This window comes from Cupriavidus phytohabitans, assembly GCF_000426345.1.
Lineage (GTDB): Bacteria > Pseudomonadota > Gammaproteobacteria > Burkholderiales > Burkholderiaceae > Cupriavidus.
Map to the genome: position 1 here is coordinate 27759 of NZ_AUFE01000042.1, position 26053 is coordinate 53811.

Annotated in this window: 22 protein-coding genes and 1 tRNA gene; 12 read left to right on the top strand and 11 right to left on the bottom strand. The window is 67.7% G+C overall.

From position 1 onward, the window contains the following. Positions 1–23 precede the first annotated feature (23 nt). From ybeY to K309_RS0124205, 5 genes are all read right to left on the bottom strand, one after another. Entirely contained in the window at positions 24–785 is a 762-nt protein-coding gene (ybeY, locus tag K309_RS0124185) for an rRNA maturation RNase YbeY (RefSeq protein WP_029048806.1), read from the bottom strand. Then, a complete protein-coding gene (locus K309_RS0124190; protein WP_029048807.1) occupies positions 786–1793 on the bottom strand; it encodes a PhoH family protein in 1008 nt (335 codons plus the stop codon). Positions 1794–1811: 18 nt separating this feature from the next. Next, positions 1812–3164 carry a tRNA (N6-isopentenyl adenosine(37)-C2)-methylthiotransferase MiaB gene (gene miaB / locus K309_RS0124195; RefSeq protein ID WP_029048808.1) on the bottom strand — a complete coding sequence of 451 codons (1353 nt, stop codon included), beginning with the start codon at positions 3162–3164 and terminating at the stop codon, positions 1812–1814. A gap of 86 nt (positions 3165–3250) precedes the next feature. Continuing rightward, complete coding sequence (locus K309_RS0124200; RefSeq protein ID WP_029048809.1) at positions 3251–3664, bottom strand: hypothetical protein; 414 nt, start codon at positions 3662–3664, stop codon at positions 3251–3253. Positions 3665–3776: 112 nt separating this feature from the next. Then, entirely contained in the window at positions 3777–5462 is a 1686-nt protein-coding gene (locus K309_RS0124205) for a ClcB-like voltage-gated chloride channel protein (RefSeq protein WP_029048810.1), read from the bottom strand. A gap of 326 nt (positions 5463–5788) precedes the next feature. Between K309_RS0124205 and K309_RS0124210 the strand changes: the two genes are divergently transcribed. Further along, the gene (locus tag K309_RS0124210) at positions 5789–7456 is read left to right on the top strand and encodes a DEAD/DEAH box helicase (protein WP_029048811.1); all 1668 of its coding nucleotides are present in this window, start codon (positions 5789–5791) and stop codon (positions 7454–7456) included. A gap of 4 nt (positions 7457–7460) precedes the next feature. Beyond that, positions 7461–8513, top strand: coding sequence for a serine/threonine protein kinase (locus tag K309_RS0124215; RefSeq protein ID WP_029048812.1), 1053 nt, complete (start codon positions 7461–7463; stop codon positions 8511–8513). A gap of 56 nt (positions 8514–8569) precedes the next feature. On the opposite strand, the gene K309_RS0124220 is transcribed toward K309_RS0124215, so the two are convergent. After that, on the bottom strand, positions 8570–9007 hold the full coding sequence (locus K309_RS0124220) for a universal stress protein (protein ID WP_029048813.1): 438 nt from the start codon (positions 9005–9007) through the stop codon (positions 8570–8572). A 376-nt stretch (positions 9008–9383) separates the two neighbouring features. Between K309_RS0124220 and K309_RS0124225 the strand changes: the two genes are divergently transcribed. Both K309_RS0124225 and K309_RS0124230 read left to right on the top strand, forming a co-directional pair. Next, complete coding sequence (locus tag K309_RS0124225; protein WP_029048814.1) at positions 9384–10451, top strand: CaiB/BaiF CoA transferase family protein; 1068 nt, start codon at positions 9384–9386, stop codon at positions 10449–10451. Positions 10452–10666: 215 nt separating this feature from the next. After that, entirely contained in the window at positions 10667–11293 is a 627-nt protein-coding gene (locus K309_RS0124230) for a response regulator transcription factor (protein ID WP_029048815.1), read from the top strand. A 9-nt stretch (positions 11294–11302) separates the two neighbouring features. Here the strand turns inward: K309_RS0124230 and K309_RS37260 are convergent, their stop codons facing one another. The 3 genes from K309_RS37260 to K309_RS0124245 form a co-directional block, all read right to left on the bottom strand. Continuing rightward, positions 11303–13864, bottom strand: a complete 2562-nt coding sequence (locus K309_RS37260; RefSeq protein ID WP_035878311.1) for a fimbria/pilus outer membrane usher protein — start codon at positions 13862–13864, stop codon at positions 11303–11305. Between the two features lie 89 nt (positions 13865–13953). Continuing rightward, complete coding sequence (locus K309_RS0124240; protein ID WP_198030850.1) at positions 13954–14715, bottom strand: fimbria/pilus periplasmic chaperone; 762 nt, start codon at positions 14713–14715, stop codon at positions 13954–13956. Positions 14716–14895: 180 nt separating this feature from the next. Next, complete coding sequence (locus tag K309_RS0124245) at positions 14896–15438, bottom strand: fimbrial protein (protein WP_029048817.1); 543 nt, start codon at positions 15436–15438, stop codon at positions 14896–14898. A 380-nt stretch (positions 15439–15818) separates the two neighbouring features. On the opposite strand from K309_RS0124245, the gene K309_RS37265 reads away from it, so the two are divergent. From K309_RS37265 to K309_RS0124285, 8 genes are all read left to right on the top strand, one after another. Continuing rightward, entirely contained in the window at positions 15819–17612 is a 1794-nt protein-coding gene (locus tag K309_RS37265) for a L,D-transpeptidase family protein (RefSeq protein ID WP_232232472.1), read from the top strand. Continuing rightward, entirely contained in the window at positions 17609–18169 is a 561-nt protein-coding gene (mepK, locus tag K309_RS0124255; RefSeq protein ID WP_029048818.1) for a peptidoglycan L,D-endopeptidase MepK, read from the top strand. The genes K309_RS37265 and mepK overlap by 4 nt, the downstream gene beginning before the upstream one ends. A gap of 277 nt (positions 18170–18446) precedes the next feature. Then, on the top strand, positions 18447–18728 hold the full coding sequence (locus K309_RS0124260; RefSeq protein ID WP_029048819.1) for a UxaA family hydrolase: 282 nt from the start codon (positions 18447–18449) through the stop codon (positions 18726–18728). A gap of 55 nt (positions 18729–18783) precedes the next feature. After that, on the top strand, positions 18784–19959 hold the full coding sequence (locus tag K309_RS0124265) for a UxaA family hydrolase (protein ID WP_029048820.1): 1176 nt from the start codon (positions 18784–18786) through the stop codon (positions 19957–19959). Then, complete coding sequence (locus K309_RS0124270; protein WP_029048821.1) at positions 19959–20894, top strand: hydroxyacid dehydrogenase; 936 nt, start codon at positions 19959–19961, stop codon at positions 20892–20894. The genes K309_RS0124265 and K309_RS0124270 overlap by 1 nt, the downstream gene beginning before the upstream one ends. Continuing rightward, a complete protein-coding gene (locus K309_RS0124275) occupies positions 20891–21916 on the top strand; it encodes an Ldh family oxidoreductase (protein WP_029048822.1) in 1026 nt (341 codons plus the stop codon). The genes K309_RS0124270 and K309_RS0124275 overlap by 4 nt, the downstream gene beginning before the upstream one ends. A 77-nt stretch (positions 21917–21993) precedes the next feature. Next, positions 21994–23025 carry a Bug family tripartite tricarboxylate transporter substrate binding protein gene (locus tag K309_RS0124280; RefSeq protein WP_029048823.1) on the top strand — a complete coding sequence of 344 codons (1032 nt, stop codon included), beginning with the start codon at positions 21994–21996 and terminating at the stop codon, positions 23023–23025. 103 nt (positions 23026–23128) lie between these two features. After that, the gene (locus K309_RS0124285) at positions 23129–23869 is read left to right on the top strand and encodes a GntR family transcriptional regulator (protein WP_029048824.1); all 741 of its coding nucleotides are present in this window, start codon (positions 23129–23131) and stop codon (positions 23867–23869) included. 98 nt (positions 23870–23967) lie between these two features. Here K309_RS0124285 and K309_RS0124290 read toward each other — a convergent pair. Both K309_RS0124290 and K309_RS0124295 read right to left on the bottom strand, forming a co-directional pair. Next, a tRNA-Met gene (locus K309_RS0124290) sits at positions 23968–24044 on the bottom strand. A 141-nt stretch (positions 24045–24185) separates the two neighbouring features. Then, on the bottom strand, positions 24186–25883 hold the full coding sequence (locus K309_RS0124295) for an MFS transporter (RefSeq protein WP_029048825.1): 1698 nt from the start codon (positions 25881–25883) through the stop codon (positions 24186–24188). Positions 25884–26053: the final 170 nt, after the last annotated feature.

A 26053-nucleotide genomic window follows, 5' to 3' on the forward strand; every position in this document is an offset into this window, starting at 1 on the left:
TCGCGCCGCCGGTGCGCCGTCAATCACGCGGTGCCGGTGCGCTCGGCGAGATAGGGGTCCGCGTAGCCCAGCGCCTGCAGGGTCTCGGTCTCGATCGCCTCCATTTCCTCGGCTTCGGCGTCTTCCTCGTGCTCGTAGCCCTGCGCATGCAGCACGCCGTGCACCACCAGGTGCGCATAGTGCGCTTCCAGTGGCTTGCGCTGCTCGCGCGCCTCGGCTTCGACCACCGGGCAGCACAGCACGATATCGCCGGTCACGGGGTCGTCCTCGTTCTCGGCATAGGCAAAGGTCAGCACGTTGGTGGCGTAGTCCTTGCCGCGATAGGTGCGGTTCAGCAGGCGGCCTTCTTCCTCGCCGACGAAGCGGATCGTCAGCGCGGCATCGGCATACAGTGCCGACTTGACCCAGGTTTCGATCTTCCGGCGCGGCGGCAGGCCGTCCTGCTTGCCGATGCCGTTCCCTTGCTGGATCTCCAGTTCCAGCGCCGGCGGCGTGGCCGGGGTGCCGGTGGTGGTCACGACCGGCGTGGCGGTCACGGCCACGGACAGAGAGTCATGGTTGTCCGGGCGCACCAGCAGGCCGGCCTGCTGGTTGGTGTCGGTATGCTCGGCCAGCAGCGCGACCACGCCGTCGGCGGCCTGCGACAGGTCCAGCGTCAGGCTGCGGCCGTCGGGCAGCTGCACGCGCAGCGCGTGCGCGGCGCTCTTGCGCGCGCGGCCATCGCCATCGAACAGGGTCAGGCTGACGCCGGGGGCCTTGGATTTCTGGTTTTTCGGGGATTTCAATTACGCGTCCTTGTGCTGGGCGTGGTATTCGTCATAGGCATCGACGATGCGGGCCACCAGCGGGTGGCGCACCACGTCGATGCTGGTAAAGCGGGTGCAGGCGATGCCGCGCACGTCGCGCAGCACATGCAGCGCTTCCACCACGCCGCTCTTCTGTCCCTTGGGCAGGTCGATCTGGGTGATGTCGCCGGTGATCACCGCCTTGGAGCCGAAGCCGATCCGGGTCAGGAACATCTTCATCTGCTCGGGCGTGGTGTTCTGCGCCTCGTCGAGGATGATGAAGGCGTGGTTCAGCGTGCGCCCGCGCATATAGGCCAGCGGTGCGATCTCGATCATCTGGCGCTCGAACATCTTCTGCGTGCGGTCGAAGCCGAGCAGGTCGTACAGCGCGTCATACAGCGGGCGCAGGTAAGGATCGACCTTCTGCGCCAGGTCGCCGGGCAGGAAGCCCAGGCGCTCGCCGGCTTCCACCGCCGGGCGCGTCAGCACGATGCGCTTGACCGCGTCGCGCTCCAGCGCGTCGACCGCGCACGCCACCGCCAGGTAGGTCTTGCCGGTGCCGGCCGGGCCGATGCCCATGGTCAGGTCGTGCGACAGGATGTTGCGCAGGTACTCGCGCTGCGCCACGGTGCGGCCCTGCAGGCCGGTGCGGCGGGTGTGCAGCACTGGCGATTCATCTTCGAACTCGCGCTCGTCGTTGTTGCCCTTGTCGGCGTCGTTGCCGGGCAGGTAGCTGCCATGCGCGCTGAGCTGGCGCGTCTCCACGAGGCCGAGCTGCACGTCGTCGATCGACAGCGGCGTGCGCGCGTGGTTATAGAAACGCTCCAGTGCCAGCGCGGCGTCCTGCGCATGGTTGCCGCGCACCGTCATGCGATGGCCGCGCCGCTGGATGGTCACGTCCAGCGCCTGCTCGATCTGGCGCAGGTTTTCGTCGAGCGGCCCGCACAGGTTCTGCAGGCGGGTGTTGTCGTCCTTGGGGGCGACGAATTCTGCCGAAGGGATCTTCATCTTTTGCCGGAGGCTCGATTACTGGCGCACCACGATCTCGCCGCGCAGCGAGTGCGGGAATGCCTGCGTGATGCTGACATCGACCATCTGGCCGACCAGCCGGTCGCGCCCCGCCTGGGGCACGCCGGGCAGCGCGAAGTTGACCACGCGGTTGTTCTCGGTGCGGCCATGCAGCTCGGTCGGGTCCTTGCGCGCCGGGCCTTCGACCAGGATGCGCTGCACCGTGCCGACCATGTTCTGGCTGATGCGCTGCACGTTTTCCTCGATGGTGGCCTGCAGGCGCTGCAGCCGGCGCAGCTTGACCTCGTGCGGGGTGTCGTCGTGCAGGTTGGCGGCGGGCGTGCCCGGACGCGGGCTGAAAATGAACGAGAACGAGGTGTCGTAGCCGATCTCCTCGATCATCGCCATCAGCTTCTCGAAGTCGGCATCGGTTTCGCCGGGGAAGCCGACGATGAAGTCCGACGACATCGACATCTGCGGGCGCAGCGCGCGCAGCTTGCGGATGATGCTCTTGTATTCCAGCACGCTGTAGCCGCGCTTCATCGCCATCAGGATGCGGTCCGAAGCATGCTGCACGGGCAGGTGCAAATGATTCACCAACTTGTCGCAGCGGCCGTAGAGTTCGACCAGCCGCGAGGTGAATTCCTTCGGGTGGCTGGTGGTGTAGCGGATGCGCTCGATGCCGGGGATCTCGGCCACGTACTCGATCAGCAGCGCAAAGTCGGCGATCTCGGTGGTGTCGCCCATCTTGCCGCGATAGGCGTTGACGTTCTGGCCCAGCAGCGTGACTTCGCGCACGCCTTGATCGGCCAGGCCGGCCACTTCGGCCAGCACGTCCTCGAACGGGCGCGACACTTCCTCGCCACGGGTATAGGGCACCACGCAGTAGCTGCAGTACTTGGAGCAGCCTTCCATGATCGAGACGAAGGCGCTAGGGCCTTCCACGCGCGCGGGCGGCAGGTGGTCGAACTTCTCGATCTCGGGGAAGGAGATGTCCACCTGCGACTGGCCGGTGCGCTGGCGCCGCGCGATCAGGTCGGGCAGGCGGTGCAGCGTCTGCGGGCCGAACACCACGTCGACATACGGCGCGCGCGAGACGATGCTGGCGCCTTCCTGGCTGGCCACGCAGCCGCCCACGCCGATCACCAGGTCGGGCTTGACCGCCTTGAGCGCCTTCATCCGGCCCAGTTCGGAGAACACCTTCTCCTGCGCCTTCTCGCGCACCGAGCAGGTGTTGAACAGGATCACGTCGGCGTCTTCGACGTTGTCAGTGGGTTCCAGCCCCTGGCTGGCGTTGAGGACGTCGACCATCTTGTCCGAGTCATACTCGTTCATCTGGCAGCCGTACGTCTTGACGAAAACTTTCTTCATATGCCGATCTCAGTGGTTGACCTGGGGGCATCAGGGTGTTGCAACAACGCGCGGTCGCGTGGGGCACGCCGCGCTCTTTCGGGGGACTACGATTTCTGTTTCAGCGCCTTCTGCTCCGGCTCGCTCAACACCCAGGCGGTCAGCAACTGGCCGTAGAGGTCGAGCTTGTACCGCACCGGCAGCTTCTGGCCTGCCACCGCGGTGGTGGCCAGCAGCTGGTTGTCGGTACCGAACAGGCGCAGGCCCGGTGCCACACCCACGGTCTTGCCGTCCAGCGTGGCGGTCTGCGGCGCGCTGGCCGACGGGGCGGCGAGCACCAGCCTGGCTGCCTGCGCGTCCTGCGGGATCACCCGCACCGGCTGGGCGGAGGCGGCGGCCACGCCGAGCAGCAGGGCCGTTGCCGTTACTGTTACCGTTGCGCACGCCAGCCTCGGCAACCGCCCGCGCAAGAACCTGGTACTTTCCGGCGCCTCGCGGCGCGTATCACGACCTGCTGGCATGGGGGAAACTCCGTCAAGTGAGGCGAAGCGTGGGTGGGAATGGCCCGGAGCGGGCGCAACCTGCCATTTTACTCGCTTGGCGCTTCACCGGGGCGGCCAGACAAGACAGCATTCAGAACAGGCAGGATGCTTCTTGCAGCACACGTTGCTTCGACACTGTGCCGATCAGCTCACGGTCGACCGTGTTCCGCACCAGCGGGATCCGGTTGATGCCGTGTTCGGCGAACACCTCGAGCGCATCGCGCAGGCGCGAATCGGGCGTCAGCGCCGGGAAGTCGCGCTCGGCCAGCTCCAGCACGCCTTGCTGCGAGCCTTCGCGCTGGGCGCGTTGCACGGCGTGGATCGACAGCGCGCCCAGCAGGCGCCCGTCGAACTGCACCAGGTAGAGATAGCGGGTACCGGTCTCGGCGAACTTGTCGGCGGCCTCGGCCAGGCTGGCGTCGGGGTCGAGCACGGTGGCGGTCGGGTCGCACAGCCCCGCCAGCGTCATGGTGCGCGCTTGCTCGGCCGCGGCCGACGCCTGCGCGCGCTCGGCGATCACGCTGTACAGCGACAGCGTCTGGCAGCGCGAGGCCGTGTAGTACGCCGCCACCGCGCCGATCATCGACGGCAGCAGCAGCGCCGGCGCCAGCGTCATCTCGAACACCATCAGCACCGACATCAGCGGCGCCTGGCTGGTTGCCGCCAGGAAAGCGCTCATGCCGACCAGCGGCAGCAGCGGCGTGGCGCTGTCGGCGACGCCATGCATGGCCAGCGCCAGCAGTTGCCCCAGCGCCGCGCCGACGAACAGCGACGGGGTGAAGACCCCGCCGACCGCGCCCGAGCCCATGCTGATCACCGTGGCCACCAGCTTGGCCAGCAGCACACCGGCCACCGGCACGCTCAGCGGCTGTTCCTGCAGGATGGTCTGGATGGTGTGGTAGCCGTTGCCCACCACCTCCGGCACGGCCATCGCCAGCGCGCCGACCAGCGCGCCGCCCAGCGCCAGCCGCGCCACCGGCCCGCCCGGCATCGCGGCGAAGCGGCTGCGGGCGAAGCCAGACGCGCGCATGAACAGCGCCCCGACTATGCCAGCCGCCACGCCGAGCCCGGCTGCCGCCAGCAGGATGTGCGGTCGCAGGTCGGGCGCGATATCCAGCCCCGGATACAGTGGCTGCAATCCGCCGTGCCACTGGCTGACCATGGCGCCGGCCACCGACGCAAGGAACAGGGGCATCAGCCGCTGGACGGCCGGTGCGCCGAACACCACTTCGGCAACGAAGACGGCGGCGGAGAACGGGGTGTGATAGACCGTCGCCAGGCCCGCCGCGGCGGCGCAGGCGGTCAGCATCCGGCGCATGTTCGAGCCGCCGCCGCGCTCCAGCCGGGTGGTCGGAAACAGCGACCCGCACAGCGCGGCCAGCTGGATCATCGCGCCCTCCTTGCCCACCGAGCTGCCGCTGACGATGGAGAAGAATGACGACATCGCCCGCAGCAGCGTGATCCGCACCGGCAGCCGGCCGCTGCCATTTGCCACCGCTTCCATATAGTCGGTCGCGCCGCTGTGGCCCTTGGCCAGCCGGTTGGACAGGACCAGCAGCGCGCCGGCGAGCGCGCCGCCCACTGCCGGTACCACCACGCGCCAGCCCAGTGCCAGGGCCGCAAAGACGACCACCACATCGGCATGGGTCGAAAACAGCACCACGCCGGCACCGTCCAGCGCCTCCTTGAACAGCGTGGTCGCAATCGCTGCCACGATGCCGACCGGGATGGCCGCAAACAGGGTGACTTCCTGGTCTTCAAGGAAACGCAAGCGCATGGCGGGCTCCGGGGCCGGGGGCCGGGGCAAGGCAGGGTGGGCAGGCTTGACAGCGGCCACAGGGGGGCGGACCGCTGCAGAGCGAGCCATGATAGCGCAGCGCCACCTGGCCGGCGCCGGTGTGCGCCGCCGCGCATGCGGCCCTGCCGCATGTGCAGAACCGGCTCGCGATGGACTGGTACACTAGCGTCCTTTCCCGCGGACGGGCCATTGGCCCGCCAGGCCGGTCCCCCCGGCCGCTCCTGTTACCGATACCGAACATCGATTACGCGAGCCATCCCGCACTCGGCGCACCGCGTGCGCAGGGATGGCCGAAGCAGCAATTCATGTCTTTTTCCGAACTCGGCTTGTCCGAAAAGATTGTGCGTGCGGTGGCCGAACAGGGCTACACCTCACCGACTCCCATCCAGGCGCAGGCGATCCCGGCCGTCCTCAAGGGCGGCGACCTGCTTGCCGGCGCCCAGACCGGCACCGGCAAGACCGCCGGCTTCACCCTGCCGATGCTGCACCTGCTGTCCGAGTCCGCCGCGGCCCGTGCCGCCGGCAACGCGCCGCGCGCCGGCAAGCCGCCGGTACGCGCGCTGGTGCTGACGCCGACGCGCGAACTGGCCGCGCAGGTCGAGGAAAGCGTGCGCAACTACGGCAAGTACCTGCGCCTGCGCTCCATGGTGATGTTCGGCGGCGTCGGTATCAACCCGCAGATCGAGCAGCTCAAGCGCGGCGTCGATATCGTGGTGGCCACGCCGGGCCGCCTGCTCGATCACGTGGCCCAGCGCACCGTCGATCTGTCGCAGGTAGAGCTGCTGGTGCTCGATGAAGCCGACCGCATGCTTGACATGGGCTTCATCCACGATATCCGCAAGATCCTCAACGTGCTGCCGGCCAAGCGCCAGAACCTGCTGTTCTCGGCGACGTTCTCGGACGATATCCGCGCGCTGGCCGACCGCCTGCTGAACAACCCCGCCTCGATCGAGGTGGCGCGGCGCAACACCACCGCCGAGACCGTCGACCAGCGCGTCTACCCGGTCGACCGCGAACGCAAGCGCGAGTTGCTGGCGCACCTGGTGCGCCAGCACGACTGGCACCAGGTGCTGGTGTTCACCCGCACCAAGCACGGCGCCAACCGCCTGGCCGAGCAACTGACCAAGGACGGTCTGTCGGCGCTGGCGATCCACGGCAACAAGAGCCAGTCGGCGCGCACGCGCGCGCTGTCCGAGTTCAAGGCCGGCACGCTGCGGCTGCTGGTGGCGACCGATATCGCCGCGCGCGGCATCGACATCGACCAGCTCCCGCACGTGGTCAACTTCGACCTGCCCAACGTGCCCGAGGACTACGTGCACCGCATCGGCCGCACCGGCCGCGCCGGCGCCGAGGGCGAGGCGATCTCGCTGGTCTGCGTGGATGAGCACGCGCTGCTGCGCGATATCGAACGCCTGATCAAGCGCAAGATCGAGCAGACTGTGCTGCCGGGGTTTGAAGTCGACCCGACCATCGCGCCCGAGCCGATCCAGAAGGGCCGCCAGCAACGCGGCGGCGGGCAAGGGCAAGGACAAGGACAAGGGCAAGGGCAAGGGCAAGGGCAAGGGCAAGGGCAAGGGCAAGGGCAAGGGCAAGGGCAAGGGCAAGGTCAAGGTCGCGGCCGCAGCCAGCCACGCCAGGCCAGCGCCGAGGGCGAGCCGGCACAACGCGCACGCGCGCCGCGCCAGGCCCAGGACGCACCGCGCCAGGGCCAGGGTGGCCAGCCGCGCCAGCGCCAGGCCGAAGGCGGCCAGCGCCGCGGCGGTGGCAACGCCAACGCCAACGCCGGCAACCACGCCGGCAACCAAGGTGGCGGCAATGGCGGCGCGCGCAACGGCGCATCGCGCCAGGGCGGCCAGCAGCGCGCCGCCGCCCAGCCGGCACGCCAGCCGCACGATGCCGCCCCGGCCCCCGCACGCAACCGCCGCCCGGCGCCGCAGGCCGCGCTGCTCGGCGGCAACCGCAACCGCGACTGACACCATGACAGCGTCCACCGCCCCGGCCGATTCCGGTATTCCCTATGCCGGCCTGACGCCTGAGCGGATTCTGGACGCGCTGGAGAGTGCCGGCCTGCGCCCCGACGGGCGCCTGCTGGCGCTCAACAGCTATGAGAACCGGGTGTGGCAGGCCGGCATCGAGGATGCCGCGCCGGTCATCGCCAAGTTCTACCGTCCCGGCCGCTGGACCGACGCGGCCATCCTGGAAGAACACGCCTTCGTGCAGCAGCTGGCCGATGCCGAGATCCCGGCCGTGCCGGCGCTGGCTTTGCCGACCGGCGCGCCGGATGCCGGCACGCTGCGCCACCACGCCGGCTTCCGTTTTGCGGTGTTCCCGCGCTGCGGCGGCCGCGAACCCGCGCTCGACCGCAAGGACACGCTGACCTGGCTCGGCCGCTTCATCGGCCGTATCCATGCCGTCGGCTCGACGCAGCCGTACCAGGCCCGGCCCGCACTGGATATCGATACCTTCGGCGTTGCCCCGCGCGACTGGCTGCTGGCCAACGGCTGCATTCCCGCCGACCTGCTGCCGGCGTGGCAGTCGGTCGCCGACCTCGCGCTGGACGGCGTGCGCCGCTGCTACGAACGCGCTGGCGACGTGCCGCTGCTGCGTGTGCATGGCGACTGCCACCGCGGCAATGTGCTGTGGATCGACGAAGACGATGCGCGCGGCGGCAGCCACGGCGCGCCCGGCCCGCATTTTGTGGATTTCGACGACAGCCGCATGGCGCCGGCGGTCCAGGACATCTGGATGCTGCTGGAGGGCGACCGCGCGGCGATGCAGGACCAGCTGGCCGACATCGTGGCCGGCTACGAAGACTTTGCCGAATTCCGCACGCGTGAACTGTGGCTGGTGGAGGCGCTGCGCACCCTGCGCCTGCTGCACTACAGTGCCTGGCTGGCCAGCCGCTGGGCCGACCCCGCGTTCCCGGCCGCGTTCCCGTGGTTCGGCACGGCCCGCTACTGGCAGGACCGCATCCTGGAACTGCGCGAACAGGTCGCGCTGATGGACGAAGCGCCCCTGTGGGGCGCCTGAAAAACGAACCGCGGCGCCGGGCGCGCCGCGTGTCCTGGGATTGCCTGACTTCTGCCTTACTTCTTCTCAGGCGCCTTGACCAGCAGCACCGGGCAATCCGCCTGGGCCAGCACGCGTCCGGCCACCGAACCGATCACCGCATCGAAGAAGGAACCGCGGCCATGCGTGCCCATCACGATGGCTTCTGCATTCACCGAACGCGCATAGGCAATGATGCGCTCCGGCGCGAAGCCATGCAGCGCATGCCGCTCGAACGGCACGCCGGCCGCCGACAGGATCTCGCTGACACCCGCCATCGCCTTGTCGCTGGCCTCCTTGTGCCAGTCGTCGATGGTCTCCTTGCTGACAAAGGCGCGCACCTGGCCGCTCACTTCGGGGGCCACATGCACAACATGCACAGTAAAGCCGGTCTGCAGCAGCTTGCCTTCGGCGATAAAGCGCGCCGCGGCATCGCTGAAGGCCGAGCCATCGGTGGCGAGCACGATATTGGTCATGACGGGAATCTCCTGGATTGGGGGCTGTCGGGACGAGCCAGGTTGAAGAACACCTCCTGACGCTGCCGCCGGGGGGGCGTCGGCGCCATCTGAAACCATCATCGCAGCTAGTTTCTCGCTGTGACCCGACTTAGATCAAGTTCGTTCGGAAAACTACGATGCCGCCACGGCCTCGCGTGCGATAACCGGCCGCGTGGCAAATCCGTCAACCCGGCTGGCAGTTTCGGCCATTGCCGCCCCGGCACCTCGGCGCGTAGCATGGTTCGCGAGCGCCGTGACTGGCCGGCAGGCAGCCGTACTGACGCGGCGCACGACACATCCCACACAGGCTGGCCCGGGACCCGGATCCCGGCGCACGGCAACCGGAGACAAGGAAATGAGTGAGCATGGCAAGCTGCTGCCCCTGCGCGGCATCAAGGTGGTGGAATTCGAAGGCATCGGCCCCGGCCCGCTGTGCGGCGCCATGCTGGCCGGCCTCGGCGCCGAGGTAACGCTGGTGACACGGCCGGTCGTCCCTGACGCGCGCCGCATCCTGCGCGGCGAGGCCGTGCCACCGGAGATGGAACTGGAGCACGGCAAGCAGGTAGTGCAGCTGAACCTGAAATCGCCCGAGGGCGTCGCCGCGGCGCTCGACCTCGTGGCGGGTGCCGATGCGCTGATCGAAGGGCTGCGCCCCGGCGCGATGGAGCGGCTGGGCCTGGGCCCCAAGGCCTGCCACGCCCGCAATCCGCGCCTGGTGTACGGCCGCATGACCGGCTGGGGGCAGAGTGGCCCGCTGGCGCAGAGCGCCGGCCATGACCTGAACTACATCGCGCTGACCGGCCTGCTGTCGATGGCCGCGCGCGACGATGCGCTGCCGATGGTGCCGCCGACCGTGATGGGCGACGCCACCGGCGCCCTCGGCCTGGCCTTCGGCCTGACCAGCGCCATCCTGAGCGCGCGTGCCAGCGGCGAGGGCTGCGTGGTCGATGCGGCGATCACCGACATCGTTGCCATGCTCGGCTCGCTGGTGCAGGTGTCGCGGGCCGCCGGCACGCTCGGCGGACCCCAGCCAAGCCCGTTCCACGATTCGCCGTTCTATGACGTCTATCGCTGCGCCGACGGCCGCGCCATCACGCTGGGCGCGCTCGAGCCGCAGTTCTACCGCGAACTGCTCGAACGGCTGGATCTGGCCGACGTCGATCCCGCTGCGCAATATGACCGCGCCCAGTGGCCCGCTTTGAAGGCGCGCATCGCCGCCTGCATCGCGGCGCAGCCGAGCAAGCACTGGGAAGCGCTGCTGGGCGGCACCGATGTCTGCTTCGCGCGCGTGCTGACTTTGGATGAGGCCGCCTGCCATCCGCACAACCAGGCGCGCGGCACCTACCGGATGTTCCGGCAGGGCGAGCGCGAAGTGCCGCGCTCGGCCCCGGCGCCGCGCTTCCTGCCCGCCGGCACGGAGTGAGTGGCGGGTTCGCCGTCCACTGTTGTTTCCCCGCGGCGCCGGACGCCGCCAAGTCCTGACGCGCGGGACAGCCTGGCTACGCCTGGCTGTCCACCCGTGCGGAATTGCCCGACTGCCGCGCAGATTCTGCTGCTCCCGACCAGCGAGTATTCCGCGCTTCAGCACGCAGCATGGCCCTTAATCTTGGCAATTCCCCAAGTGTCAAGGAGTTCCAATTGCACCACGCGCTGATCGTCGACGAGCCTTCCCGGTTCCGCACGTCGCTGTCCGGCCAACTGGCGATGGCATTGGATGCCGCCGAAGTGCTGGAAGCCGACGGCGTGCGCGATGCCTTCCGGCTGGTGCGCGATCACCGCCCGGGGCTGGTGCTGGTCGATGTCGAGTATTTCGGCAATCCCGGCGTCGATTTCGTCCGGCGCGTGTCGGCGACCTTTCCCGCGGTACACCTGCTGGTGCTGTCCGGCACCGACGCCACCGCCGCCCCGGTGCGGGCGCTGCGAGCCGGCGCGCACGGCTTCGTTGTCAAGCACCGCGGCGTGCCCGAGGTGCTGCAGGCCGCGCGCGGCGTGCTGAGCGGCTACCTGGTGTTCCCCATGCACACGCTGGAAGCCGCGCGCCAGCTCGGCGATGCGCTCGACTCGGGCATCCCGCGGCTCAGCAATCGCGAAATCACCATCCTGCAATATCTGGCGCGCGGCCACTCCAACAAGGCGATCGCCGCGGAGCTGCTGATCAGCAGCAAGACGGTCAGCACGCACAAGGCCAATATCATGGCCAAGCTCAATGTCGGCTCGCTGGTGGAAATGGTCGACTATGCGCGGCGCCACCAACTGGTCTGGTGAACGGCTGCATCAGCGCGTGCAAAGTGCGTCCCTGACGACCATCGCCGCCGCCTCGTTGCCAGGCTTGCCTAGGTCATAGCGCAGCGTGCAGGTATCGCTGCCGGCCTGGCTCCACCGTGCCGTCAGCGTGCCGGCGTCCGCTGCCAGGCCGCGCACCAGCACGCGGCCAGCCTGCGCCACGGTCCCGACCGGCTTGCCGTCGGCATTGAACACTTCTGCGCCGAACGGCACCGGAGCGCCATCCGGCAGGCGCGTGCGCAGGATTGCCGCGCGGCCGGGATTTTCGGTTTCGAAGCGCACCCGCACCACGGCGCCCGCGGTCGGCGCGATCCGCTGCTGCGTCGACTTGAGTGCGACTTCCAGCGGCAGGCCCTGCGGATCGATTTCAATTTCGTTCCGCGCGAATGGCACCAGGTTCGATACCACGGCATGGCCCCACGGGTCCACCCGCAGCCCAGCGCCATTGGCCAGGCGCGCGCCCGCCGCGTCCTTGGCCTCGACCACCGCGACCGTATCGCCCAGGGAAGGCGAAAACGCCACGCCATCCGCATAGGCCACGATACCGCCGGAAATGCCTGCGCCGGCCTGCGTATAAGCGGTACTCCTGGACGCGTTGGCGGTCATTGTCGCAAACGGCGAGATATAGGCGACGCTGCCCCCGATACTGTTGGCACTACCGGCCCCCCCTCCGCTATGGCCGGCATTGAGCGCATAGCTGAAGGCATTGTCGCTGCCGAGCGTGCCGGTCACCGTCTCTTGTGCAGTGAAGGTGCCGTCGGAGCCGCGCTCGACGCTGGTAAGCGAGTAGGGAGCCCGTGCCGACTTGCCCAGCGGCAGGCCGACGGTCAGCATCACGCGCGTGTCCCACTTGCCGGTGGTGACGTTCAGCTGCCGCGATGCCGACACGCCATAGGCGATGGCGCGGTAAGCATTGTTGTAGCCGGCCTGGAACTGGCTGACGGTGCCGCTGCCTTGCCAGTAGCTCTGCACCGACCCGGTCAGGTAGAAATTGCCATATCCGGGCGGCAAGGCCTGGTTGATGCTCAGCTGCAGCTTGCCGCGCGCGGTCGGCAGGCTCGGCAGCCGCTCCGCCTGGTCAAGCGCGAGCCAGGACATGGCATCGGCGAGGCCAAGGTAGCCGCGGCTGGAGTAGCGGTATGCCGCTACCGAAAAATTGGTGTTGGTCGGTGCTACCAGCTTGCTGTAGCTCAGCCGCACGCTCTGGCCGCTGCGGTCCGGTTGACCCTGCAGCCGCGTGCCGGCATGCGTGATGTCTGCGCCAAAAGCGCCCAGGTCGGTGTTCAGCGCCGCACCCGCGGCGATCGCGGCGTAGCCTTGCGCAGCCACGAAGCCACCGTAGCCGGTGACCATATTGGTGAAGCCGTGCAGGTAAGTGCCCTGCAGCAGCAGCGTCGAGCCCTGCAGCACGGTATTGCGGTACTGGCCCGCGGTGACGCTGTAGCGGCTCTGGCCGGCACGCAGGGCGTTCACCGCGGCGGCGTAAGGCATCGTCGATACGTGCACGCTGCCGTCCGCCTCGGTGACCACGACTTCGATGTCGCCGCCATAGCCGGTCGGGTACAGGTCATCGATCTCGAACGGTCCCGGCGCCACCGTGGTTTCGTAGAGGATACTGCCTTGCTGGCGGACCTGCACGCGGGCGTTGCTGCGCGCGATACCGCGCACGATGGGTGCATAGCCGCGCAGCGATTCGGGATACATCCGCTCGTCGCTTGCCAGGCGCACGCCGCGAAAGCCGATGCTGTCGAACAACGTACCGTCGGTAAAGGCATCGCCGATCACCAACTGGCTTTTCCAGGGCGCAATGGCGCGCTGCAGGTTGGTCAGCACGCTCTGGTAGCGCGTGCCCTGCCGTTCGTCGCGGTTCAGGCTACCCTGGTGGCTGAAGCGCCATGGCCCCACGTTGATGCCGGCGTTCAGGCCCACATAGGCCTGCGTGGTCGACAGGCCGGATGCGTCGGAGTGATAGACGTTGGCGTTGTATTGCAGGCGTGCCGCCGGCACGCCGTCGTCCCAGTTCTCCGGGCTGACGTAACCACGCGCGCGGCGCACCATCGCAGCCTGCGGCACGCTGACGTCGAGCCGTTGCTCGCCGTTGTCGAAGCTCGCCGTGGCGTCGGCGACCAGCGCTGGCAGCGGCTGGCAGCCGTCGCCATCCAGCAATGGCGCGGCCGGCAGCCTGGCCAGGTCGACGCCGATGCGCTCCAGCAGGCTGCGATCGAAGCACGGCACCGCAGGGGCAGCGGGGTCGCCGGACTGGCGCAGCTCTACGTCGGCGCGGCCAAGCCAGATTTCGTTGACATACAACTCGGCACGGTAATGGCCGGGCAGCGCCGGATTGCCCTTGCTGAAGCGGCTGAGGTCCGCAACGCCGCCCGCAGTGCCCTGCAGGAAGGTATCGCTGAACTCCACGTCCTGCACGGAACGGGCGGGCCGCGGGCTGGCGTCGGGTTGTCCGGCTGCGCCTGCGCCGCTGGCGAACAGGGCCAGCAGCAAGGCATGAAACGGACGCAGGCGAAACGGAACGTGGCGGGGAGGGAGTGGCGGCATGGCACCGGCGTGTCGACGATGGCCGCACGCAGGCACCCGGCAGCCAGCGGCTGCCGAGAGGGCGTAACGGACCGTGGGTTGAGTGAGGGCTAGCGGGAGCCGGAGGCGCTCAGCGGCGCGCTGAATTTGTCCCTGCCGCCGAAGTCGTTGATGCAGTGCACGCGCACGGTGGCGCCGGCAGGGTTGCGGACGTCGCTGTCCAGGTGGAAGGTCGCGCTGGCGCCAGGCGCAATCAGGTCGAGGTCTGTCGCCTTGACAAGGTGCTCGCCGGCGATGACCTCGACGCTAACCGGCGACACGTGGTACGGCGTCGGGTTATGGGCCACCAGCACGGGCTTGCCGTCGCGGCTGCCGAGTTCCCAGCGCAACGCAGACGGCGCCTCCGTAGCACTGCCTGGCAGCCCGGCGGGGCGGAAAAACAGCTTGAAGCGCGAACGGAAAGCCATTTGCAGCGAGTTGACACCGGCTTCATCGGCGGACGGCTTCGGCGGGATTTCAAGCACGTTGAGCCAGAACAGCGATTCCTTGTCCTGCGGCAGCGGCTCGCCGGTATAGAGGATGCGCAGCGTCTGGCCCTTGCCCGGGTCGATGCGCGCGATCGGCGGCGTGACGGTGAAGGGCACTTCGATCGAGGTAGGCGTCGGGGTCGCTGTCCCGGCATCGACCCACGCCTGCGTGAGCGCGGGCGATTGCCCTTCGTTGGTCAGTTTTAGCGTGACTTCCTTGTCCGTGGCGCGATAGACCACGCGCGTGCCGCCGACGATGACGGAGGCGCTGGCGGGCAATGCGCACGATAACGCCAGCGCGGCCATGGGGACGGCCAGCAAGTTTCGCAGGGATGTGGACAGCATGGTGAGGCTGGAGAACAGGGCTTGAGGAACCAGTCGTTGGCAGGATCGGCAAGCACAGCAGAGGGAAATGGGGCGGCACTCGCCGCCAACATGGTGCGTGCCGACGCACCGGACCGCGCCACATGTGCGCCAGGCCCGGAATCGGATTTGCCCTTCAGGGAAATCTCAGCAACGCTGGCGTCATGGGTACGCGATGGTGTACATCACGCTGGAATTGGCCGCGCCCGCGGTGGCCTGGCCGGTGGCGACGTATTCGGCAAAGTAGGACAGGGTTGCCGCGCCGTTGACCAGGGGCACCGCCTGCGAGTTCTGGGCGCTGTCCGCAAAGCCGGCCTTGATCTGCGTGAAGTCGGCATTGAGCAGCCCGATCTGCACATTGCCCGCCGTGCCGGTGCCACTGTTGATCACGAGGTTGCCGGTGCTGGCATCGGTGGTCGGTCCCGGTTCGAAGTAGGTATGGATCGCGCCGGCAGCCAAATCGCAGTTCAGCGCAATGGTGAACGGGGTGCGGCCGGCGCGCGCACCCGCCGAGTTCAGCGTATTTGCGGACACCGTTGGCAGCGTGACGGTGAACGACTTCAAGCCGGTGCCATTGCCATTGATCTCGCACGAGTTGGGGGTGATGTTGCCGTTGAAGGTAATGGTGCCGTCGACGGCATGCGCGGATTGCGACGCGAAGACGATGCCGGCGGCAAGTACCACCGGTGCAAATGCGAATTTCATGTTGGGTCTCTTGGTTGTGGATGGCGTGCCGCCGCACGATTGCCGTGACACGCGGGCGTTCCAAGGCGGTGGCTGCATCCGGACATCGGAATTGCCTTGTGAACCGGGCCCAGTGTAGGAATATGGCGATACGCCCACCGTGTGAAACTTCCGAGCAAGCTGATTGAATCGGCTGAATTTGCCTACTCAACAAGCCGGACCGGTGACTTGCGTCGTTCAATGTGGTCTGAGGCGGACTGCCTGGGCATCTGCTCCGATTCGACGCTGGCGCGAAGCGGCCGCTGTGCGCTCCTGACGCCGCTTCCACAAGACGGGTAGACTGTGGGCGTGTGCCACGAAACGAGCCCATCCGCACGATGCCTTCGTTCCCGACAGCCGCCATGCGCCTGACCGGCGCCGGTCTTGCTGCAGCCAAGGCTGCTCTCCCTTCGCTTTGCCTGGGCGCGCGTCACGTCGGCGGCGACCGTCCGAGCCGCCGTCCCGGCAACATGAAGCTTGCGTTCGCCGCACTGCTGCTGGCAGGCGCCTTAGGAGCCCCGGTCCTGGCCCAGCCGCCTCAGCCGACCCAGACCCCACAAGCGCCACAAGCAGTACCACAGGCGCCACAGGCCTCGGTGCCACAAGCCACTCCGGCCCCTCAGGGACCACTGTGGTTCGCCCAGGGCAGGCCCATACCGGAGGCCAGGCAGGCGGTCGACGCGCTGTCCAGCTCGGCCGCTGATGGGCTCGATCCCCACGACTACGATGCCGAGGCGTTGCGGCAGGCAGTGCACCAGGCGGCCACCGGGCCGGCGCTCGCAACGGATGCCGCCGCCCGTCTCGACGCCGCGCTGAGCGCCGCGATGGAGCGCATGCTGGCCGATCTGCACAGCGGCCGTATCAATCCAAGCGCGGTCCGGGCCAATTTCGCGCCACAGGATGAACGCCCGTATGACGCCGCGACGGTGCTGCGCGAAGCGGTCGCGCAGCATCGCCTGCCGGACGCCGTGCGCCAGGCCGCCCCCACTTTCCCGCTGTATGGCACGCTGCGCGCGGCATTGGCCCGCTACCGCGAGATCGCCGCGCAGCCGGTCTGGGCGCAAGCGCTGCCGGCGCTGCCCGCGGGCAAGCTGACGCCGGGACAGCCGTGGGCGGGCACTGCCGCGCTGACGGCGCGCCTGGTGGCGCTGGGCGACCTGCCGGCCGGTACGAAGCCACCGGCGCGCTATGAAGGCGCACTCGTCAACGGCGTCAAGGCGTTCCAGTCGCGGCACGGGCTGCAGGCCGACGGCGTGGTCGGCGCCGGAACGCTGGCGCAACTTAATCTGCCCATGGCCAGCCGGGTGCGGCAGATCGAACTGACCATGGAGCGGATGCGCTGGACCCCGCTGGATGGCCCGCGCATGATCGTGGTCAACGTGCCGGAGTTCATGCTGCGCGCCTACGAGATCCGCGACGGCAAGCTCGACATCAAGCTGGAGATGAAGGTGATCGTCGGCAAGGCGCTGGACACGCGCACGCCGTTGTTCGAGGAAGACATGCGCTACATCGAGTTCAGCCCGTACTGGAATGTGCCGCCATCGATCGCCAAGCGCGAGACGGTGCCCCGGCTGCGGCGCGATCCGGCGTATTTCAACCGGCAGGGCTTCGAGTTCGTGGCCGGCGACGGCAAGGCCGTGACCACGCTGTCCGAGGACAACCTGGAGGCCGTGCTCAATGGCCGCATGCGCATCCGGCAGCGCCCCGGCCCCATGAATGCGCTGGGCGACATCAAGTTCGTGTTCCCCAACAACGAAAACATCTACCTGCACCACACCCCGACGCCGCAGTTGTTCAAGCGCGACCGGCGCGACTTCAGTCACGGCTGCATCCGCGTGGAATCCCCAGTGGCACTGGCGCAGTTCGTGCTGCAGGATATGCCAGACTGGAACGAGGAGCGTATCCGCGAGGCGATGACACGCGGGAAGTCGAACACGGTGAGGCTGCAGCAACCGCTGCCGGTGGTGCTGGCCTATGGCACGGTCATCGCCCGGGCCGATGGTCGTGTATCCTTCCTGCCTGACATCTACGGTCACGACAAACTGCTGGACAAGGCGCTGCGGCAACGCAACGGGCGCCCCTCGCCGCCAGCCATAGCGCGCGCCGCTGCTGCAGGCAGTAAGGCGCGCCCAGCACATGCAGAGGAAGTACCATGAATGATGCGACGCGCAAGGCACGCCGCCGCTTTCTACATACCACCGGAGGCCTGGCACTGGCCGCCGGCCTGATGCCCCTGGCGCCGCGCCAGGCGCTTGCCAGCCTGCCCGATGCGCGCTCGCTGGCTTTCGACCACACCCATACCGGCGAGCGCATCAAGCTCGTCTATGCCGTCGGCGACAACTTTGTGCCCGAGGCACTCACGTCGCTCAATGGTTTCCTGCGCGACCACTATTCCGGCCAGGTAGGCGTGATCGATCCGCAACTGTTCGACCTGCTGTACCAGGTGCGCCGGGAACTCGGTACCAGCGAACCGTTCCAGGTCATCTCGGGGTATCGCAGCCCGGCCACCAATTCACGCCTGCGGAACTCGCGTGGCGGCGGGGTCGCCAGGCACAGCCTGCACATGGACGGCAAGGCCATCGACATCCGCGTGGCCGGTGTGCCGCTGGACGACCTGCGCGATGCCGCGAAGACGCTGAAGGGCGGCGGTGTCGGTTTTTACCAGGGCGAGCAATTCGTACACCTGGATACGGGCCGGGTACGCTACTGGTAACCGCTGCGGCAGGCCGTCACCGCTTGCGCTCCCGATAGCTGGCCGGGCACGCCGATGCCCGGCACGGCGGCCTTGAACAGGCCGCTCCCACGGCAGCACCTCCTTCCCCACGACACCGCCACGGAATGATCGGCAGGTCAGCGATGACCTGCCGCAATCCCGCGCGCCCTACGCGCCCATTCACGCTCAACTAAGTGATATATATGAGTTGGTTGACATGGATCACTGGTTTGCATAACATGAATCCACCAAGACGACCCACACAGAGGAGACAACGATGATTCACGTAGTGCTGCACGACGCCAAGGACACCGTGGCGGTGGCCGTGGTGGAAGGGATCCAGGCCGGTACCAAGCTCAACGCCTGGATCATGGATGAGGACAAGATCGTGACCGTGACCGCGCTGCAGCCGATCCCCATCGGCCACAAGGTGGCGCTGTGCGACATGGATCCCAACGACACTGTCTACAAGTACGGCATCGACATCGGCAAGGTGGTGGCGCCGATCAAGGCGGGCGAACACGCCCACGTCCACAACATCAAGACCAAGCGCTGGTAAGCCGCGCCCCCGTCCCCGCCATTCATCTCCCCACCCCATACCCGAGACCCAAGCCATGTCCGTGATCGATCAAAACACCACCTTCTGGGGCTACCGCCGCGACAACGGCCGCGTCGGCGTGCGCAACCACGTCATCATCCTGCCGCTGGACGACCTGTCCAACGCCGCCGCCGAGGCGGTTGCCGTCGCCATCAAGGGCACCATGGCGATTCCCCATCCGTATGGCCGGCTGCAGTTCGGGCCGGACCTCGACCTGCACTTCCGCACGCTGATCGGCGCGGGCAGCAATCCCAATGTCGCCGCCGTGGTGGTGATCGGCATCGAGGACGGCTGGACCAAGAAGGTGGTCGATGGCATCGCCAAAACCGGCAAGCCGGTGGTCGGCTTCGGCATCGAGGGCCATGGCGACCATGACACCATCATGCGGGCGTCGAAGGCCGCGAAAGAGTACGTGCAGTACGCCACCGCGCTGCACCGCGTGGAATGTCCGATCAGCGAGTTGTGGGTGTCGACCAAGTGCGGCGAGTCGGATACCACCTCCGGCTGCGGCGCCAACCCGACCGTCGGCAATGCCTTCGACAAGCTGCATCCGCTCGGCACCACGCTGGTCTTCGGCGAGACCTCCGAGCTGACCGGCGGCGAACATATCGTGGCGGCGCGCTGCGCCAACGACGAAGTGCGCCACCAGTTCATGGCCATGTTCGAGCGCTACCAGGGCATGATCGATCGCTGGAAGACTTCGGACCTGTCGGAGTCGCAGCCGACCAAGGGCAATATCGCCGGTGGCCTTACCACGATCGAAGAGAAGGCGCTGGGCAATATCCAGAAGATCGGCAAGAAGTGCACGGTCGACGGCGTCCTCGACAAGGCCGAGGAGCCGACCCACCCGGGCCTGTGGTTCATGGATTCGTCGTCGGCCGCGGCGGAGATGGTCACGCTGTGCGCCGCGGCAGGCTATGTGGTGCATTTCTTCCCGACCGGGCAGGGCAACGTGATCGGCAATCCGATCGTGCCGGTAATCAAGCTGTGCGCCAATCCGCGCACGGTGCGGCTGATGAGCGAGCATATGGACGTCGATTGCTCGGGCCTGCTGCAGCGCGAGCTGACGCTGGACCAGACCGGCGACAAGCTGCTCGAGTGCATGCTGGCCACGGTCAACGGGCGCTGGACCGCGGCGGAAGCGCTCGGTCACCGGGAGTTCGTGCTGACCCGCATCCACGAGTCGGCATGATGAAGCGGATCTGCATCAGCGAGTTCATGGACGATGCCGCGGTGCAGGCGCTGCGGGCGGGCTTTGACCTGCGCTACGAGCCGGGCTGGGTGGACCGCCGCGCCGAACTGCTCGATGCGCTGCCCGGCGCGCAGGCGCTGATCGTGCGCAACCGCACGCAGGTCGACGCCGCGCTGCTGGCCGGTGCGCCGTCGCTGCGCGTGGTCGGGCGGCTCGGGGTCGGGCTCGACAATATCGATGTCGATGCCTGCCGCGAGCGCGGCATCCGCGTGATCCCCGCGGCCGGGGCCAATGCGCGCTCGGTGGCCGAGTACGTGGTCACCACTGCGGCGCTGCTGCTGCGCGGCGCCTACGGCAGCAGCGCGCAAGTGGCCGCGGGGCAGTGGCCGCGCGCACGCCTGTCGGAGGGCAGGGAGGCACTCGGCAAGACGCTGGGGCTGGTGGGCTTCGGCGACATCGGCAGGCAGGCCGCCGCGCTGGCGCAGGCGTTCGGCATGCAGGTAGTGGCGCATGACCCGATGCTGTCCGCGGCCGACCCGGCATGGGCGCGGACCGGCGTGCGCAGCGTCGCGCTCGACGCGCTGCTGGCGCAATCCGACGCGGTCAGCCTGCATGTGCCGCTGGTCGCTGCTACGCGGCATCTGCTCGACGCGCAGCGAATCGCCGGCATGAAGCGTGGCGCGGTGCTGATCAACACCGCCCGCGGCGGCGTGGTCGACGAGGCGGCGCTGGCGCAGGCGCTGCGCAACGGGCATCTCGGCGGTGCCGCGCTCGACGTCTTCGAGCATGAACCCTTGCCCGCAGGCAGCGTGCTCGCCGACGTGCCCAACCTGATCCTGACGCCGCATATCGGCGGCGTGACACAGGAGGCTAATGCGCGGGTGTCGATGATGATCGCGCAACAGGTGCGGCAGACGCTGGAGGACATGACATGAGCCGGGTGCCGATCACGCAATTGGAGCGGATCGCCAACGCCGCGCTGCGGCGTGCGGGGGCGAGCAAGCTGCAGGCCGACGCGACGGCCGCGGCGCTGGTGCGTGCCGATGCGGCGGGGCTGGCATCGCATGGCGTATCGCGCGTACCGATGTATGTGGCGCACCTGCACGCGGACCGTGTCGACGGCCACGCCACGCCCACGGTGCGCTCCGGACGCGGCAGTGCCGCGCTGGTCGATGCGGGGTGCGGCTTTGCCTTCCCGGCATGCGACCTGGCAATCGCCGAGGCAATGGGCCGGGCCTATGAAACCGGTGTCGGTGTCGCGGCGGTCAACAACAGCCATCACTTTGGCGCGGCCGCGCTGCCGCTCGACGCGGTGGCGCGCGTCGGCATGGTTGGCATCGCCATGGGCAATTCGCCTGCCGCGATGCCCGCCTGGGGCGGGCGGCGCCCGCTGTTCGGCACCAACCCCATTGCCGCGGTGTTTCCGCGCCGGGGCCACGCGCCGGTCGTGATCGACCTGTCGTTGTCGGAAGTCGCACGCGGCAAGATCATGGTGGCCGCGAAGCAGGGCAAGCCGATTCCGCTGGGCTGGGCTTTGGACGAGACTGGCCAGCCGACCACCGATGCGCAGGCCGCGCTGCGTGGCTCGATGCTGCCCGCGGGCGGCGTCAAGGGCGCGATGCTGGCGCTGATGGTAGAGCTGCTGGTGACCTCGCTGGCAGGCGCCAGCTTCGGCGCCGAAGCGGATTCCTTTTTCACCGACGCCGGCAACCGGCCGCGAATCGGCCAGCTCTTCATGGCGCTGGACCCTGGCGCGTTCGCGGGCTCCGACGCTTATGCCGGGCGTGTCGAAGCCCTGTTGCAGGCGATGCTGGATGACGAGGGCACGCGCCTGCCCGGCGCGCGGCGCGATGCCGCGCAGGCCGACGCGCAGGCCCACGGCATAGACATCCCCGACGCCCTGCTCGATGCGCTGCGCGAACTGGCGGGCGAGGCGCTGCAGGAGGGCAAGGCCTAGCGGTTTTCGATTCGATTCCCACCACGAAAGCGGACCCGACACAGAACGGGCCAGCGACCACAAAACGGAGACACACCATGTATCGAGGTTTGATTCGCACCGCGCTCAGGTACGGAGCCGGCGCACTTGTCGCGTTGTCCGCAGTATCCACGCTCACCGGACTGGCCGCGGCGCCGGCCGCAGCACAGGGCACCGCGCAGGCGTCGGTGCCCGCCCATGACTATCCAGGCAAGCCGATCCGCTACGTGGTCCCGTTTGCGGCCGGTGGCCTGACGGACATCATGGCGCGCCTGGTCGGGCATCAGCTCGCGGAAGAGTGGAAGCGGCCCGTGGTGGTGGACAACAAGCCCGGCGGCAACGCGAACATCGGCGCCGACCAGGTTGCGAAGGCACCCGCCGACGGCTATACCTGGCTCGCGGTCACGCTGACGCATGCCTCCAATGTCACGCTGTTCCCCAAGCTGCCGTTCAGCATGCAAAAAGACCTGGTGCCGGTGGCGCGCATCGCCTCGTCGCCGATGCTGGTGGTGGTGCCGGCCAGTTCGCCGGTCAAGTCGATGAAGGACCTGGCCGCGGCGGCGCAGAAGGGCAAGCTCAATGCCGGCTCCAGCGGCAACGGCACACCACCGCACCTGACACTTGCGCTGTTCGAGAGCCAGACCGGCGCCAACCTGACCCATGTGCCGTACAAGGGCGGGGCGCCGTCGATGACCGATCTGATCGGCGGCCAGATCGACGTGGTGTTCTCCAATTTCCCGGAGTCGCTGGCCTATGTGAAGGGCGGCAAGCTGCGCGCGCTGGCGGTGACCACGCGCGAACGGCATCCGCTGCTGCCCGACGTGCCGACCGTGGCCGAGGCGGGCTTTCCCGACCTGATCGTCGAGAACTGGACCGGCCTGATGATGCCGGCGGGGACGCCCAGGCCGATCGTCGACAAGGTCGCGGCGTCGGTGGCGCGCATGCTGCAGTCCGACGCGATGCGCGAGCGCATCGTGGCGGCGGGGTTCAGCCCGGCGCCGCAGACCAGCGGCCCCTTCGCCGAATACTTCAACGGCGAGGTGACGCGGTGGGCACGGCTGATCGAAGAGAAGCACATCCGCGCCGAATAACACCGGCAGGGCGTGACGGGGCCTCCGGTATGATCTGGCTTATCCAGATGAATCGGCCCGCGCAGCTGGTAAGGCGGCGCGGGCCAGCGAACAGGGATTTAACGTGGGTGCCAGATTTGATGCCGCCAGTGCGATCGGCGGCGTCCTGTACAAGGACGTCAAGCAGGCCATTCTCTCCGCGCTGGCGGAGGGTGAGTGGAAGCCGGGAGAAGCCATTCCGTCCGAGCGCAAGCTGATCGAACGCTTTGGCGTGTCGATCGGCACGTTGCGCAAGGCAATCGACGAACTGGTGGCCGAAGGCATCATGATCCGGCACCAGGGCCGCGGCACCTTCGTCGCCACGCACCGGCAGGAGGATCACTTCTTCCGCTTCTTCCGTATCGTGCGCCAGGACGGCCATCGCGAATATCCGACCGTACGCCTGGCCAGGTTCCGGCGCGCGAAGGCCGACAAGGACGAGGCGGCCGCCCTCGGGCTGGCCGTTGGCGAACCCGTGTTTCGCTTCGCCAATGTCCTGTCGCTGGAAGGCACGCCGATGATGATCGATGCCATCACCGTGCCGGAAGAGCGCTTCAAGGGCCTGACAGAGAAGCAGCTGCGCGAGCGGCCCAATACCCTCTACAACTTCTACCAGGATACCTTCGGCATCAATATCATCCGCACCGAAGAGCGGCTGCGCTCGGCGCTGGCGGACGAAGATGACCACGAGCTGCTGGGCGTTGCCGTGGGCAGTCCGTTGCTGAAGATCCTGCGCGTGGCCTCGTCCTACCGCGACGAGCGGATCGAGTACCGCGTGTCACGGCTGGATACGAGCCGGCATGAGTTCCTGTTGTCGCAGCCGTAGGGCGTGACGCTTCCGGCATCGAGAGCTGCCGGCAGCGCGCCCGGCAATCCAAAGCAAAAAGCCGCGTTCTCTTGCGAGAACGCGGCTTTTCAAATAGATGGTGGCGAATCAGGGACTCGAACCCCGGACCTGCGGATTATGATTCCGTCGCTCTAACCGACTGAGCTAATTCGCCAACGAAGACTGAGATTATACATGGGCTTTCGGCACTGTCAACACCCTCGTGCGAAGATTTTTGCGGGGCACCGGCGTCCATGAAAAAACGGCAGGCCGGGGCGGCCTGCCGTTGTGGTCACGGTCTCGCCCAGCCGACCGTTCAGTCGTGGGCGTAGATGTCCACGTCCTTGGTTTCCCGCACGAACAGCGCACCGATCACGAAGGTGATGGCCGCGATGATGATCGGGTACCACAGGCCGTAGTAGATATTCCCGTTCTGGGCCACCAGCGCGAACGAGATGGTGGGCAGCAGGCCGCCGAACCAGCCGTTGCCGATATGGTAGGGCAGCGACATCGAGGTATAGCGGATGCGGGTCGGGAACAGCTCCACCAGCATGGCGGCGATCGGACCGTACACCATCGTCACGTAGATCACCAGGATGACCAGGATCACCAGCACCATGATCGTGTTCATCTGCGCCGGGTCTGCCTTGGCCGGGTAGCCGGCGGCGGACATGGAACTGCTGACTTCCTTCTTGAACGCCGCGATCTGGGCCTTGCTGGCCTCGTCGAAGCTGTGGCCGTTGGCGAGCTTGGCGTCGAAGGCCTTGATCTCCTTGTCGCCGATCTTCACCGAGGCCACCGTGCCGGCCGGCGCGTTCACCACCTCATAGCTGGCCGAAGACTGGGCCAGGGTACGCTTGGCGATATCGCACGAACTGCGGAAGTCGATCTCGCGGGCGATCGGGCTGCCCTGGAACGAGCACTGCTTCGGATCCGCGGTCACCACGATCTGCGCGGTCTGCTGCGCGCGCTCCAGCGCCGGGTTGGCGTAGTGGGTCAGCGCCTTGAACAGCGGGAAGTAGGTCAGCACGGCCAGCGCGCAGCCCACCATGATGATCCACTTGCGGCCGATCTTGTCCGACAGCGAGCCGAAGAAGATAAAGAACGGCGTGCCGATCACCAGTGCGCCGGCGATCAGCAGGTTGGCCGTCTTGGCATCGACCTTGAGCACCTGCGTCAGGAAGAACAGCGCGTAGAACTGGCCGGTGTACCAGACCACGGCCTGGCCGGCGGTCAGGCCGAGCAGGGCCAGGATCACGATCTTCAGGTTGCGCCACTGCGCGAACGACTCGGTCAGCGGGGCCTTGGAGGTCTTGCCTTCGGCCTTCATGCGCTGGAATGCCGGCGATTCGTTCATCGACAGCCGGATGTACACCGACGTCCCCAGCAGCAGGATCGACAGCAGGAACGGGATGCGCCAGCCCCACACTTCAAAGCTCGGTCCGGTCAGTTCGCGGCACAGCAGGATCACGATCAGCGACAGGAACAGGCCCAGCGTGGCGGTGGTCTGGATCCACGAGGTGTACGATCCGCGCTTGCCGTGCGGCGCGTGCTCGGCCACGTAGGTGGCGGCGCCGCCGTACTCGCCGCCGAGCGCCAGGCCCTGCAGCATGCGCAGCGCGATCAGGATCACCGGGGCGGCCCAGCCGATGGTGGCAAAGCCGGGCAGCAGGCCGACGATGAAGGTCGACAGGCCCATGATCAGGATGGTCACCAGGAAGGTGTACTTGCGCCCGATCATGTCGCCGAGGCGGCCGAACACCAGTGCGCCGAACGGCCGGACGATAAAGCCGGCGGCGAAGGCGAGCAGTGCGAAGATGAAGGCCGAGGTCGGATCCAGCCCGGCGAAGAACTGCTTGGCGATGATCGCCGCCAGCGAGCCGTACAGATAAAAGTCGTACCACTCGAATACCGTGCCCAGCGACGAGGCAAGGATCACCTTGCGCTCCTCGTGTGTCATCGGTGCGTTTTGCGTGCCCCCTCCGGGTACCGCAACGTTTTGCACGTTTGCCATCTTGTCTCCTCCGTCTGGAATGGATCTCGGGCAAGGCGCGGCAACATCGCGGAAAAGGCCCGTGCCGCTGGCCGGGAGCCTGAGTTGCAGAGGATTGTGGTTCGCGAAACTTACTGAGTTCTGACAGATTTCGGCGCGCAACCGCCAAAAATGTCGGGGTATACGCTAGC

Coding starts and splice junctions, on each gene's coding strand:
- K309_RS0124210 (WP_029048811.1), top strand. CDS start 5,789: ATGTCTTTTTCCGAACTCGGCTTGTCCGAAAAGATTGTGCGTGCGGTG.
- K309_RS0124190 (WP_029048807.1), bottom strand. CDS start 1,793: ATGAAGATCCCTTCGGCAGAATTCGTCGCCCCCAAGGACGACAACACC.
- K309_RS0124275 (WP_029048822.1), top strand. CDS start 20,891: ATGAGCCGGGTGCCGATCACGCAATTGGAGCGGATCGCCAACGCCGCG.
- K309_RS0124225 (WP_029048814.1), top strand. CDS start 9,384: ATGAGTGAGCATGGCAAGCTGCTGCCCCTGCGCGGCATCAAGGTGGTG.
- K309_RS0124280 (WP_029048823.1), top strand. CDS start 21,994: ATGTATCGAGGTTTGATTCGCACCGCGCTCAGGTACGGAGCCGGCGCA.
- K309_RS0124245 (WP_029048817.1), bottom strand. CDS start 15,438: ATGAAATTCGCATTTGCACCGGTGGTACTTGCCGCCGGCATCGTCTTC.
- K309_RS37260 (WP_035878311.1), bottom strand. CDS start 13,864: ATGCCGCCACTCCCTCCCCGCCACGTTCCGTTTCGCCTGCGTCCGTTT.
- K309_RS0124200 (WP_029048809.1), bottom strand. CDS start 3,664: ATGCCAGCAGGTCGTGATACGCGCCGCGAGGCGCCGGAAAGTACCAGG.
- K309_RS0124215 (WP_029048812.1), top strand. CDS start 7,461: ATGACAGCGTCCACCGCCCCGGCCGATTCCGGTATTCCCTATGCCGGC.
- K309_RS37265 (WP_232232472.1), top strand. CDS start 15,819: ATGCGCCTGACCGGCGCCGGTCTTGCTGCAGCCAAGGCTGCTCTCCCT.
- K309_RS0124265 (WP_029048820.1), top strand. CDS start 18,784: ATGTCCGTGATCGATCAAAACACCACCTTCTGGGGCTACCGCCGCGAC.
- mepK (WP_029048818.1), top strand. CDS start 17,609: ATGAATGATGCGACGCGCAAGGCACGCCGCCGCTTTCTACATACCACC.
- K309_RS0124270 (WP_029048821.1), top strand. CDS start 19,959: ATGAAGCGGATCTGCATCAGCGAGTTCATGGACGATGCCGCGGTGCAG.
- K309_RS0124205 (WP_029048810.1), bottom strand. CDS start 5,462: ATGCGCTTGCGTTTCCTTGAAGACCAGGAAGTCACCCTGTTTGCGGCC.
- K309_RS0124240 (WP_198030850.1), bottom strand. CDS start 14,715: ATGCTGTCCACATCCCTGCGAAACTTGCTGGCCGTCCCCATGGCCGCG.
- K309_RS0124220 (WP_029048813.1), bottom strand. CDS start 9,007: ATGACCAATATCGTGCTCGCCACCGATGGCTCGGCCTTCAGCGATGCC.
- K309_RS0124260 (WP_029048819.1), top strand. CDS start 18,447: ATGATTCACGTAGTGCTGCACGACGCCAAGGACACCGTGGCGGTGGCC.
- K309_RS0124295 (WP_029048825.1), bottom strand. CDS start 25,883: ATGGCAAACGTGCAAAACGTTGCGGTACCCGGAGGGGGCACGCAAAAC.
- miaB (WP_029048808.1), bottom strand. CDS start 3,164: ATGAAGAAAGTTTTCGTCAAGACGTACGGCTGCCAGATGAACGAGTAT.